Origin of the sequence: Paraburkholderia sp. IMGN_8, assembly GCF_038050405.1 — a bacterium.
GTDB lineage: Bacteria > Pseudomonadota > Gammaproteobacteria > Burkholderiales > Burkholderiaceae > Paraburkholderia.
The window spans coordinates 4,568,378-4,580,445 of record NZ_CP150900.1 but is presented as its reverse complement, the minus strand read 5'-3'; the positions used below and the strand labels follow the sequence as shown (position 1 = coordinate 4,580,445).

The window sequence follows — 12,068 nt, the reverse complement described above, 5'->3', positions numbered from 1 at the left end:
ACCCGTCAGCAAACCCGCCCGTCTAGTTCGAAGCCGCTTTGGTCCTAACGGCAGTGGGCTCGCCGGCCTCCTTGAACATGTCGTCCATCAAGTCCTGGACGACGCCGTCGGCATTTGGAAACTGATGCAAAACCGAGTTTTTCCAGTGGCCGGACGCGATAAGGCCGCCGCTTGGCGCCTTATAAAAGCGGATGTCCATCGAACGCAAGTACATAACGATGTCCCAGAACCAGCTGTCGGTGTAAGTGACATTCATGTCGGCTTTGTCGCACGCAGGGGCAATCGACACCGAGACGCCGTGGTTTTCCAAGTTGCGTTGGATTGCAGCGTCCATATCAGCCGACTTGCCGCCGTGCGTGGTAAAGCACGCTGTCGTCATCGGCGAGCCTTTCGCCTGCGGACCCGCGGTGACGTTTTGAGTCGTTGAACATCCAGAAAGACTGGCGAGCGCCAACACAGCGGCGACAGCGGAGACCAGAGTGCGCATTTTATTTTTCCGGTTTGAATGCAAAGACGGCACTCTGAATATCGGCAGCTACGTCGCGAACTTGAGCAAGCGGGAGGAAAACCGTCCGGCCATCGTTAAGTGGAGTGAGCACCGTCACACGCTTCGCGCCACAATGCGCCTGCGCTCGATTGCCACCATGACATGCAGCCAATATGCGCCCCGCGTGTGGGTCGCTTTCGATGTTCTTCGCGTCCATAGGCCCCGCCCTGGATGACAAGCACATAGCGCACCGTATCGGTCGGAACGTTTTTCCCGCGCAGTCCCGCTTCGAGAGCTTTCGGCGCCTAGACCTCTGTCAGGAAGGCTCCAAAAGCCTGTTTCTCGAAAGTAACGAGACGAGGTTATGTACACCGCCATGGGGGCTCGACACCTCCTCGCAGCATCCGCCAAGACTCTTCCACCACGCCGATGTCCTTCAACAGGTCGAAGGCAGCATCCGCGATGCCACCACACTGGGTGACCAGTGTTTTAACGGCAGTCTCGGAAGGCTCGATTGACATGCTGTACAGCATATCCACGAACAGTTGAGCGTTGAACTGGGCGCCCGCATAGCGGACGGTCGCGTCACTTGCGCGTAAGAGCGCAACGTCTTCCAACGGCCATCGCTCCCGCCACGTCCACTCTCGCCGTAGAGCAACGGCAGTAGACGTGCTTACTGCTCGGGCCGGTGTCGTGGGTTTCGCGGGATGCACAGGCGGTTCCGGCCGCGCCGGCGGCCAGAGGCCCCCGTGAAGAACGGAAAATGCGTCGCCGTTACGCTCGAGAAATCCGCATTTCGCAAGATACCCGAGGAAAAGTCTCAGCGCCGCCGACACCTGATGCCGGACCAGTTCCGAGGTGCCGAATCTGCCGCTGACCCAGTCGTAAACATGCGACAGAGAAAACCGCTTCGTCTCTTCCCGACCGCCGATGGGGTCATAGATGAACCGGACAAAGGTAGCGCCTTGCCATACATCAATCGGAGAGGGTATGGCCTGCGCTCCTTCCCGGACAGATACCTGCAGATGCCGTGGCCAGCGTGCACCGTTAGCCAGCCCGAGCACGATGCGCAATTCAAGACGCTTCATCTCATCGGGTAGAGCCTGATACCGCGCGTTAGCCTCGTCCGCCTTGCTCCGCTGCTTCGGCGGTTCGGGCCGGTGACGCGGAACGCCTGCGACCTCGCTGCTTTTGCGCGCAATCCAGGTTTGGTATTCTGCAAGCAGTTCCGCCTCGATTTCAGCGTAGGCGCTGTTGCTGACCCAGCTGCGATTGGTCCCGCTTTCGAGTACGTGCCATGCGAGGTCCTGCAGTGTGAGCGCCTCCTCCAACAGTGGGAGCAGGTCAATCTCGATGCACGGCACGCGGCGCGCACGAAGATACTTCGCTTTCTCCGGTTCAACCTCGTGTCGGACTTTCACTTCGACGATGACCTCGGTCCTGTCGTCCAGATGTCCCGCGACATCGGCGATGTACGTTCCGATGCGCGACTCCGCGCGAGCTTCGCTCAATCGCCAAACTTTCTCCGGCAGCTCAACGGTCTTCGAGCGCTCGAAGAGACCGAACCTCGGGTGCAGTCTTTTGAAATTGACCACGAGCGGTGGAAGCGCGACAGAGCGATGCTCGAGTATCAGACGTTTCGCAGCAAGGTGCAGAGCGGTCTCCGCGCCACTGACACATTCGGCCCCGGACGCGTGCGAGAAATACCACGCCCGGATTTGCCCCTGCTTCGCTAAAAGGCGGCCGCCGCACCCCGGACAAACGCAACCACACGCTAGGCCTTGGGGCACCGAGTGTATGTCGACGAGCCGGCCTTGACGGTCGAGCGCAAAAACGATGCGGTGATGCATAAAGTCGGATGCAGGTCTCGTTGACTAAATGGCTGCCGATTCTAACTGTTCCGTCGGGTGGCTTGATAGGCGGACCGAACGGTTGCTCCTGGCCGGGTCCACGAATGCGCGCGCCTGAAAACGGGGGGCGAGACGATGAAGCAAAGCTTATTTTCACTCGCATATTTGCGAGCTCACGCTGACGAATTCGTCGAGACCGCGCACGTCAATCGCGGTGTCATAGTCATCACAGTCAACGGTGACTCAAAGACGCACTGCAAACGTGCGCTCTTTCGAGTCTCTTCATCGTGCGGTTACGTTCTCTGGGACATGCGATTCGAGCGCAGACGGTAATTCTCAAGCGCATGAGGTACGCCGACGCTAGTAATGCCATGTTACCAATCCCGCACCGCCGTTTCACACGTATCCGACATCGCTCCTTACACTCCGAGCCGTAGTCACTGACATTGCACTCAATGTGCGAGGAGTAGTGAAGATGAACAAGAAGATTCTCGGCGCAGCGCTCGGTCTGGCAGTACTGGCAGCATCAACGGCAGCATCGGCACACGTCGACGTCGCCATCGGATTGGGCATCCCCGGCGCCGTGTATGCGCCGGCTGAGCCAGTGTACGCACCACCACCTCCCGTCGTGTATGCTCCAGCGCCCGTCGCCGTCGCGTACGGCGGTGACGACGACTGGCGAGCCCGCGAATGGCGCGAACGTCGCGAGTGGCGAGAACGTGAATGGCGCCGCCAGGAATGGCGTGAGCACCAGTGGCGCGAGCACCGTGATTGGCGCGGGTATTGACACAGTGCCGGAAAGCGGCGCATCCGAAAAATCCAACCTCAGAGTACCTTCGAATGAAAGCTAGCCCGATAAGAACCGCCTTGATTGCAATGACGCTGGTCTTCGCAACGGCAGGCACGGCAAACGCCGCAGGCTGCCTCAAGGGCGCGGTGGTAGGCGGGGTCGCTGGGCATTACGCGGGGCATCACGCTGTCGTTGGTGCGGTCGGTGGCTGCATGGTCGGCAGGCACCTTGCGAAGCAACACGCTCAACAGGAAGCTCAACAGCAAGCCGCGCAACGTCAGGCAGCACAGGCGCAATAAAACGTCGTCGGCTTGGTGTACCCGGTGGAACCAGAAAATCGTTGGTTCACCGGGCACCTGACAACTATCTTTAGGTCGTCAACTCGGCGCCAGACTCGACTGCGGCCACCGGAGCGGGCACGGCCACGCTCCGCGGCGCTTTTTTCGCAGGCGCCTTCTTAGCCGGCAACTTCGCGCTCACGGACTCCTTGGCAACCATCTTCTTCACAGCAACCTTCTTCGTCGGTGCGGTCTTTGTCGCTGCGACCTTCTTGACGACGGCTTTCTTGGCAACTGCCTTTTTGGCCGAAGGCTTCGTCGCCGTCGAAGCACTCACATCCGCCGCTGCGCTGGTGCCATCAATCAGAAACTTGCTGCGGTCTTTCGCTCCGGCTAGCCACGCCGGAGCCGGACCGCGTCCGCTCCAAGTCGCGCCGGACTTCGGGTCGCGATATTTGGCCGGCTGCGGACCTTTTGGCTGTCCCTTGGTAGAAGTCGCACCGACCGCCTTCGAGGCCTTCTTCACCGCAGGTTTCGCCTTGCTCACGGCACCCGCGGGCGTCGCGACAGTCGCTTCAGCGCCGCCTGCAATCATGAATTCAGACCGGTTCTTCACGCCAGCCAGCCACGCCGGCGCGCGCCCACGTCCACTCCACGTCGCGCCCGACTTTGGGTCCTAGTACATCGCCGGCTGCGGCCCGCGGACATAGTTGCCAGCGGCCTTCGCTTTGCTCGCAGGAGCTGCCTTCGCGGTCGCCGTACTTCCGTCAACCAGGAACTTGTCGCGGTTCTTCGCCGAAGCAATCCAACCGGGCGCACGGCCGTGTCCTGACCAAGTCGCGCCGGTCTTCGGGTCGCGATATTTGGCCGCAGTAGCCCTTCCTTTGGCGGCAGCTTTTGTTTCGACCTTCTTCGCGCGTTGCTTGCCGCCAGCATGCGCATCAATATCCGCAGTCGTGAGGCCGTGCTTTTCCATCAGCTCATGGATGGTTTTCAAGACCGTTGTCGATTCCTTTGCAATCAAAGCGTCCGCCTGGGCTTGCAGTTTTTTCATCTTCGCCCGAATTGCTTCCAAAGTCGTTGCCATCAAGTGGCCTCCTCATGAATGTGGTCGCAATATGCCACGTTCAGGCCGGAAAAGGCTAGAGCATTGATTTCGAGAGCGACCTGCTGAACATTGCAACGCGATGTTGCCTTTTAGTGAATGCAGCTGAGCGTTAGTCCCTACCTCGGATATGTTTTGTTGGTTCCCCGTTGCGTCGAACTCTCTTGGTTCGGCGGATGACAAATGCGCCGCATGCAATCGCGAGGAGAGCAACAGCCATCAGGCCGGTGCTCATTCCAGTAGCGCTACGAGACCCTCGTCGACCGTTGTCGGAACGTGCATCCGAGGCGTTGCATTCAGGAGGATATCGGTGGCCGCTGGGTCCCTATCTGGACGTTCGGCAATCTACGCCTTTTGTTGAGCGACAGACAGCTGGATATTCCACGCCGACGTCGGAAGCCTGCGTGCAAATCCTCATCGATGGTGAATACATCCGAGTCCGAATCGTTGCTGCTCCAGGAACTGCGCTCAACTCGCCAACAATTCCGGCTGGCAAGCACAAGACGCTTGTCGACGTAGCGAAGCGAGTCATCGCTTATCTTCGCAAGCGCTAACCGTGGGCTGCACGCCTTGTTAGGCTCCCGTTCCATTGAAGCGCATGGGAAGCGGAGAAAACTGGGTGGGCCACCACCTTGTGGTTCACCTCGCGCTTCACGAGTGGTTCGCGCAGAAGAGCCGTCCGGTCCCGAATTTCCTGATGATTGACCAGTCATCTCAAGCGCACTTTCCGACCGACTCTGACAACGGCCCGAAGAAGAGGGACATTGATAGGGCCACAGTACGGCGTATGTATGAACTGATGGCGCGGTCGGCGCAGGTCGCGGGGCGCGAGTATCAGGTGATAGTCACCGACCACGCTGACTTCGACGACGCAGAATTCCAGCAGCATGTACGCCATCGTTGGCGGGATGGCGAAAAGCTCGTTCCTGAAGACTGGCCAAAATGCTACGGAGAAGGGCGAAGCTAGGCACGCTGCGCGAACGCGCCGCGCTGGTAATGCCACGAAGGTCGGCAGCCGGCGTTTAGCGCGAGGCCGGACGTTCACGTCGTCTCCCTTCCTATGGCCCGTCCGATAGACGACGCACATGCCGGAATGAGTTGCTCGAGCCACAGAGGCATTCCGCCCGTGAAAGACCGCAGGCCGTTTGCAATCAGCCACCCGGCGACGAGCCAAGCGATGTTGACCGCAGCTTTCGCCTTGCTCGAAGCGGTCGACGGAACCGGCGCAGTTCCGTCGACAAAGAACCTATCGCGATTCTTCGCACTTGCAATCTACTTGGGCGCCCGGCCGTGTCCCGACCACGTTGCACCACTCTTCGGTTCCCGAAATTTAGCAACAGTCGTGGCCGGTTTGGCGTCAGCCGTGGCGCCAAGCATCTTCGTGCGCTGCTTGCTTTACTGATTTGGGTCCCGTGACGATGACCTCTTCCGGGACTTTTGGAGCCAATCGACACTGGGGGCCTTTATGTCAGAAAATTCGCGCTTGCCATTTAAAACTTGTGGACCGAATCACCTGCCGGCAGGGGCCGGATTTTGCCGGTCACGAGTGCCGGTATCTGGGGACCTATAGTCGGCTGGAATTCCAACCCGCAGCGTCATTTCCGAACCTTGACCATCTTATAGCGGCCACCGTACGAGAACCGGCGGTACGTTGCCACGGCAGTACCGCAACCGTGAGGGCACAAGTCGTCGCGACTGCCTCCCTGACAGCCGCCGTATTCGCCAACCGCTTGAGGGAGACTTGCCCCTACTCAACGTCGGCGTCCGCCGGATTGGTCATCTCATCGAGTGCCCGGGGAGCGTACGGTTTCCTGATGGGCCAGCACTCCACCATCGTCCTCGACAGGTGCACTGAACGTTCAACAAGTTGCGACCGGTCAAAACGCCTGTCGCTTGCGCAGGAGGCTGCCACCGCCTTGGGTGCACATAGCGACGACGCCATATAGAGGTTCGGAGCGGTCATCTTTGTCTCAACCGTACGGTCTTTGCACGCGCTGTTGATACTCCCTTCGAGCAGGACCAGATTCCCAAGTTTGTGCTTGTGTAACAGATAGTCCTCGTCACTTGCAAACCCGTAACTGCCGATGCTGAAGCTGTTGTCGGGCTCCTGGGGAAGAATGTGTTCCACGGTCAGCCCGTTTTGATTCAGGGTTGCCAAATCCGTCAAACACACGTCTGGCTCATCCATGGCTGCTCGGGCCACCGCCTCTTCCTGCAAAAGCATTCTGGGCAGTGCGGGATTGCGAAACATGTCCTCGTCTATCAGGCGGGATGCCATCATTGCATCGGGCATACCCCAGCGGCAGAAATCCTGCAGCGCACCGATGACCCACTCGACGGAATGCTGATGCAGTTCCCGTGTAATACGGAAAATGTCGGCCTGAGGATTCGTGCCGCGCAGCTTGAAAACACGCAGGTCAGTCAGTTCGATGATGTCAATTAGGCGACGCTGGTCCGTGGTACCGCGCTTGTCCAGCCACCTTTTCAAATACAGCCGGACAACTAGGGGATACAAGGTTGCCGACAGGTCCTGCACAACCCACAGAAGGTAGGACTGCTTGTCCGTGCGTGTTGCCTGAATGACTTGCTCAAGGCTGGCGAAGAATTCCGTCAGGTCGATGGTATAGGCGTGGATGAATTCACGTAGCTTGTCAATGTTGCCCCGCAATCTCTTCAGCGCGGGTTTCAGAAAAGCCTCAAGTACAGTTTCCGAGGTAGCCGAGTAATCCCCTCCTGCGGTAAGCCCGAACGGAGCGCCGTCAAATGCCAGGTAGTGATATCGCAGTACGTCATCCTCGCGGAACGCATCGCGGTCGATTTGCCGGACCTTGTAGCCGGGTTCGCCCGCTAACCTCTTGATACGGCTGAAACTACGGAACGCCTGGCCGAATTGCGCCGAAATCAGCTCGTCCAGTTCGCCCTGAAGATAACGGTTCGAGTAGTAGACCAAGAGACTTTTCACGATGTCCATCTTGGCCAATGGCACACCGCGGTCATTGACTGACTGGAACATTCGAATCGCCTTGCCTTCGTTGGCTTCGATGAATTCCAGTACTTCCATGCTGCTAATACAAAGCAGCCACTGCTTGACCAACGCCTGTCCGCCCCTTCCCTCAAGCGCATTGACACGCTGACGTATCCATCGATGCGCGTTCTGCAAGCGCTCCTGGCCGTCGGACACCGGCGCGGGATTCTTCCCGGCGAGCAGGTCGCGAAAGAATGCTTCGTTATCGCCCAGTACCCGAAATTTTGCGCCGGTGACGGGATGTTCAATAAAAGTATTGCGATAGTGCTGCTTGATGTGATTGTCGTCGACCGCCTCAATTAGCACATCAAGGAGCATGGTCAGCGTCGTGAGCCGCTGCTGCCCGTCCACGACGTGCACCGGGGCACTCCTGTCCGACTGGGACAGGATGAAGGTGCCGAGGTAGTGGCTCCCACCGACCTCCAGCGCTTCCTCCACATCGTCGAACAAATCGTCGACGTTGCGTTCGCGCCACGCATAGTCACGCTGATAACTGGGTATGACCAGCGTCTTGCCGGTGAAAAAATTCTCGATGGTTTTTGTACTCATGTTTTGCTTTCCTTTTACCGGAATGTTATTCGAATTCTCAGGAGGGCGATGCTTGCGACTGGGCTGCCTCGGAAGCAAGTACCCGCCATCGCTCATAGTGTCCCGGCTATTGCGGAGATTACGACATGTCGGAAGTAGAGTCAGGCAAAACCGCTCGGTCCGTCAAAGTTGCCCTGAATTGCGGATTGAAGACACGTCACGATTCTTCCGGAGACGGCGCGGTTGATGCGGAATGGATGGGGCGCCACGGTGAACGGCAGAACCAGCCGGCAAATCATGAAGTGGACTGCTCCAACAGACCCGCAGTAACAGAGATAGCCGTGTCTGCCCTCGTCGTGGATAAAGTCATCATGTACGTTGAGGCAGAAGGCCCTTGCAGAGTGAGCAATATTCCACTCCGAATCGCCCGGAAAGTCCGAGACTCCCGCATGCCACGGGCAAATCACGTCGTACAATAATAGCTAAAGAATCCCGGGAAAGTGCCGATGCTGCATTAATCAGCGCGACGGGCTGTCGCAAGATTAGTGTTGGCGTGGCGATTCCGCTGCGAGCAGTGGAACGTGTAAAGCATTGCCCGCAGCTTTAATCGAAGACCGCATCTGCACATGTGGTGGAAGGACAATAAGAGCATGAGGGGAAGAGGGCATGTCGCAGGTACCAAAGCCGGTGTCGCCCGTCCGGGCGTGGATAACAGAGTTTCTGTTCATTCGGGACATTATCAGGGAACCACCCGGTTGGCCGTTGTACAGGTACCAGGTCACGCCCGGTGAATATCTGGAACTCGAGCAGGTCCTTCGCAAGCACCGCACACATGCCGTACACCCGACCTATGGTCTTTCGTGGGCGGCGGCCTTTTGCCTGTTTGTGGCTGAAAATTTCCGGCGCGAGTATGACGCAAAGGACGGCGGATGGGCGTGGGCACGCTTCGAAAGCCGTCTTGACTGCAGGTTCACGCCTCAGCAGCACGGCGAACTGGTGCGGCAAGGGCTCAGTCAATACTGGAAGCGCCCGATTCGACAATACCAGGATGGCCGGGATAACCTGCTTGGTTCCGTGTTTATCGAGGGTGGCCTCCCATGGCCCCTGGTGCAAGGCGAATCGCATGGCTTCGGAAGGGTAGTTCGGAAGGGTCTCAAGTATTTTTACCGGACAGAAGGTGGCCGCCGCACGACCGCCGATTTGCTGGCTGACTTTGAGCAGGAACTTCCACAGACCTTCCGGACGCTCGAAACGCGCCAACTGCTCGCCGGCATCGTCGAGCAGCTGATGTCTCTGGCCACGCGATATGAGCTGCGGGGAAAAGCGGACCCGGCGCAATATCTGGATGAGGCAAATCCCCGCTGGTGGCGAGATTTTCCGCTGCCCCTAGATGAGGGCAACGCGCGCCGCCTGATTAGTGAGTGGCTCCGCGACGCGAGCCGCCGCCGTGCTGAACGCGAGGCTGAACGCGCAGAGGTTGGCACTTTCTCATGTGCCCATCGCCTGGTTGAGCAGCCGCAAGGCTGGCACATTCGCTCGGAAGTGACGATTCCCCGCGAGGCACAGCTTCCCGTCGACCCGCTTGTCGCCGATACGACGCGCTTCGAACTGGCTTTTTTTGAGGGTGACCGGTTCCTCGCGAGAGCCGGCACAGCATATGGCCAGCAGAGTGATGACCAATCCGCACTGTCAGTACGCTTCCTTCGGACCCAGCTATCACTCGACAGGTCGCAGCTGCGTGACGAGCTCACTCTGCGCCTGCTCGCAAACGGCAGGCTAGCGTATACCATCCGCTTTGAGCAGGGCGCGCTCGACGAGCAAGAACTTCCGCTTGTCTTCGAATGCAGGGACGATGAGTGGTGGTTTATCGCCAGCGCCTCGTGTTCGACCACGAGCGGTCGGGTTCGCGTACACATTCCGGCACGGTTTAGCTACTCGTGCGATGGCGCGGTCGGCGTCCGGGAAGGCACGGACAATACGCTCTGGCTTGAAGCAACCGACGACCTGCGACTCACGTCAGACTCTGGCGACCGGTACACGATAACCCTCAAGAGCAGCCGGGAGCAAAAGGGCCAGCTGGCCCTGAAAGGCAACGTGGCCCATTATGAGTCGGTACCACAGGTGGTGTATCTGGGCTGGCCGAGGCTGGACGCGTCCATTGATGCAGAGGAATCCAGCGCGCATGTCCAGGAGTTTGCGAATCGTCGACCGGTCACACGGACAAATGGCGGCGAACACTTTGGAAGTGTCCGTTATCTCGCGAAAAATTCACTCGGAGAGATTGTGCTCCAGCGACGCTTCGGCGTAGTTCCCGCAGGCTTCGCGATACACGCGCTTCCGGCGTCGACCAGCAAACCCGCGCGTTTGGTGGTGAAGAATGCGCGCCCGCTAGACTTGCGGGTTATCGACGGCGCAATTAAAAGCCAGGTCGAGGTTGGCGACCAAGGCACAACAATCGCGCTTGAACCATTGGGCGATGCTCCCCCGTCCTTCCTGACACTCGAAGCCAGGCCAAAATCAGGAACCGACCCGATTCAGTTCAGGCTGGCGTATCCCTATCAGGGCGCCCGGCTACTGGGTCCCGATGGGGCGACAACTTCTCGCCGTGACTTCACCCTGGCTGAACTTCTGGGCCTGCGCGTTGCGCTGTCAACGTCGGCGTCGAATGGTACGGAATTCTGCTTGCGGATTGAACTGGCTAGCCGGGAAGGTCGATGCGCCCGCCACTATTCAGTCAGGGCAGGCAACACGCCAGTACTGCTAAGCCTCTTCAGCTATCAGGCTGATATGCTGCAGATGCTCGGTGCGGTGAACGACCAGGATGCCTATCTGCGCGTTACCGTGGAGACGAATCAGCCACTCGTACGGTTCGAAGTACGGCGCTATAACGGCGCCGTTCGATGGGAAGACAAGGAAACGTTCGGCCTGACGAACCCGTCTGGAGGCACGCTGCAGACGGAGGTTGCCGTTGAGGCGATGCTCCTCACCGACCCGAAACAGGCCTGCGTCGAAATCCCCGAAATGACCAGTGAAGGAGCGGGTACGGGCCGGTTCCGGACGCCACCACCGATGCGCCGCGACGGCCCGTGGCTCATCTATCCCGCCACAGACTCATCAACGCAGTTCCGTCCTGTCCTTTACGTACCGGAACAATCGGCCAGCACTGGTGTACCAGCCGAAATCCGTTCGCTGCACACCGCGGCACGGGTATTTCATCCCGTAAGCCAGCCAGACGTTATTAAACGACAGATTGCTGATATGGCAACCGACCTGGACCACAGCGGCTGGCAGTATCTCGCTGACCTCAGACAGCATTATCGCCACCTTCCCCTCTCAGTATTCGAAGCATGGCTGGCACTGTCACGCAACCCGTCAGCCCTTGCGATTGCGGTATTCCGCCTTGAGTTCGACGAAGCGTTCTGCGAGCGTATTCGGGACGAACTCGCGGTGATATGGGAATGCATACCGCTGCCGGGTTGGGCAACCGCCTACGTGCAGTTTCGCGAGTGGCTCATGCGACAGGGCGTACCTGAGGTCTTGCTGGATAGCGTGCTGAAGAATCGTCGGGCCATGCTTCCTGCCGTGGTGTCGGGCTTTAAGGAGGTTGGCAACTATCTGGAAACCGCTGACCCGACCAGCCTGCCCAAGCTTCCCATCGAAGCCATCCTGCCGGACTGGTACCAGCAGTTGCGTCGAACGCACGAGGGCAACAACCATTGGCCGACTGACCTGGGCTTTCCGCTCAAGGAATGGATAAGGAGGCAGCCGCTTCCAAAACAGATAACCAACCTGTCAATGGTCGAATTTACTGACGCCGTCACCTTCCTGCCGATATTTATGGCGTATGTCACAGCCGGGATTGCGCATATCGAAGAGCTGAAGGAGAGCCGTTCCTACGTGAAGTTTGCCATCAAGATGGTGTCCGACTTTGACAGGAGCAGCTGGTATACGCCGGTTCACGGGATGATGGTCTCCTATCTACTCGCATCAGCACGGGCCTGAGGA

General features: G+C 58.7%; 11 protein-coding genes. 4 read left to right on the top strand and 7 right to left on the bottom strand.

The genetic code is table 11. The features are described from left to right. Positions 1 to 22: 22 nt before the first annotated feature. From WN982_RS20800 to WN982_RS20790, 3 genes are all read right to left on the bottom strand, one after another. On the bottom strand, positions 23 to 487 hold the full coding sequence (locus tag WN982_RS20800; protein ID WP_341313769.1) for a hypothetical protein: 465 nt from the start codon (positions 485 to 487) through the stop codon (positions 23 to 25). Between the two features lies 1 nt (position 488). Then, positions 489 to 704: a hypothetical protein gene (locus tag WN982_RS20795; protein WP_341313768.1), complete on the bottom strand. Its 216-nt coding sequence runs from the start codon at positions 702 to 704 to the stop codon at positions 489 to 491. A 145-nt stretch (positions 705 to 849) separates the two neighbouring features. Continuing rightward, the gene (locus WN982_RS20790; RefSeq protein ID WP_341313767.1) at positions 850 to 1,998 is read right to left on the bottom strand and encodes a hypothetical protein; all 1,149 of its coding nucleotides are present in this window, start codon (positions 1,996 to 1,998) and stop codon (positions 850 to 852) included. Between the two features lie 814 nt (positions 1,999 to 2,812). Here WN982_RS20790 and WN982_RS20785 point away from each other — a divergent pair. Continuing rightward, on the top strand, positions 2,813 to 3,124 hold the full coding sequence (locus tag WN982_RS20785; protein ID WP_341313766.1) for a hypothetical protein: 312 nt from the start codon (positions 2,813 to 2,815) through the stop codon (positions 3,122 to 3,124). A 53-nt stretch (positions 3,125 to 3,177) separates the two neighbouring features. Beyond that, positions 3,178 to 3,426, top strand: coding sequence for a hypothetical protein (locus WN982_RS20780; RefSeq protein WP_341313765.1), 249 nt, complete (start codon positions 3,178 to 3,180; stop codon positions 3,424 to 3,426). A 70-nt stretch (positions 3,427 to 3,496) separates the two neighbouring features. Here the strand turns inward: WN982_RS20780 and WN982_RS20775 are convergent, their stop codons facing one another. Continuing rightward, positions 3,497 to 4,021: an H-NS family nucleoid-associated regulatory protein gene (locus WN982_RS20775; RefSeq protein WP_341313764.1), complete on the bottom strand. Its 525-nt coding sequence runs from the start codon at positions 4,019 to 4,021 to the stop codon at positions 3,497 to 3,499. A 60-nt stretch (positions 4,022 to 4,081) separates the two neighbouring features. Continuing rightward, a complete protein-coding gene (locus WN982_RS20770) occupies positions 4,082 to 4,492 on the bottom strand; it encodes an H-NS histone family protein (protein WP_341313763.1) in 411 nt (136 codons plus the stop codon). 637 nt (positions 4,493 to 5,129) lie between these two features. Here WN982_RS20770 and WN982_RS20765 point away from each other — a divergent pair. Further along, complete coding sequence (locus WN982_RS20765) at positions 5,130 to 5,477, top strand: DUF3732 domain-containing protein (RefSeq protein WP_341313762.1); 348 nt, start codon at positions 5,130 to 5,132, stop codon at positions 5,475 to 5,477. 305 nt (positions 5,478 to 5,782) lie between these two features. Here the strand turns inward: WN982_RS20765 and WN982_RS20760 are convergent, their stop codons facing one another. Then, positions 5,783 to 5,887 carry an H-NS family nucleoid-associated regulatory protein gene (locus tag WN982_RS20760; RefSeq protein ID WP_341313761.1) on the bottom strand — a complete coding sequence of 35 codons (105 nt, stop codon included), beginning with the start codon at positions 5,885 to 5,887 and terminating at the stop codon, positions 5,783 to 5,785. A 370-nt stretch (positions 5,888 to 6,257) separates the two neighbouring features. Then, positions 6,258 to 8,084, bottom strand: a complete 1,827-nt coding sequence (locus tag WN982_RS20755) for a DUF262 domain-containing protein (RefSeq protein ID WP_341313760.1) — start codon at positions 8,082 to 8,084, stop codon at positions 6,258 to 6,260. Between the two features lie 645 nt (positions 8,085 to 8,729). Between WN982_RS20755 and WN982_RS20750 the strand changes: the two genes are divergently transcribed. Further along, the gene (locus WN982_RS20750; protein WP_341313759.1) at positions 8,730 to 12,065 is read left to right on the top strand and encodes an STY4851/ECs_5259 family protein; all 3,336 of its coding nucleotides are present in this window, start codon (positions 8,730 to 8,732) and stop codon (positions 12,063 to 12,065) included. Positions 12,066 to 12,068: the final 3 nt, after the last annotated feature.

Excerpts from the sequence above, each read along its gene's own strand:
- WN982_RS20800 (WP_341313769.1), bottom strand. The coding sequence starts at position 487 with ATGCGCACTCTGGTCTCCGCTGTCGCCGCTGTGTTGGCGCTCGCCAGT.
- WN982_RS20795 (WP_341313768.1), bottom strand. The coding sequence starts at position 704 with ATGGACGCGAAGAACATCGAAAGCGACCCACACGCGGGGCGCATATTG.
- WN982_RS20785 (WP_341313766.1), top strand. The coding sequence starts at position 2,813 with ATGAACAAGAAGATTCTCGGCGCAGCGCTCGGTCTGGCAGTACTGGCA.
- WN982_RS20780 (WP_341313765.1), top strand. The coding sequence starts at position 3,178 with ATGAAAGCTAGCCCGATAAGAACCGCCTTGATTGCAATGACGCTGGTC.
- WN982_RS20770 (WP_341313763.1), bottom strand. The coding sequence starts at position 4,492 with ATGGCAACGACTTTGGAAGCAATTCGGGCGAAGATGAAAAAACTGCAA.
- WN982_RS20760 (WP_341313761.1), bottom strand. The coding sequence starts at position 5,887 with ATGCTTGGCGCCACGGCTGACGCCAAACCGGCCACGACTGTTGCTAAA.
- WN982_RS20755 (WP_341313760.1), bottom strand. The coding sequence starts at position 8,084 with ATGAGTACAAAAACCATCGAGAATTTTTTCACCGGCAAGACGCTGGTC.
- WN982_RS20750 (WP_341313759.1), top strand. The coding sequence starts at position 8,730 with ATGTCGCAGGTACCAAAGCCGGTGTCGCCCGTCCGGGCGTGGATAACA.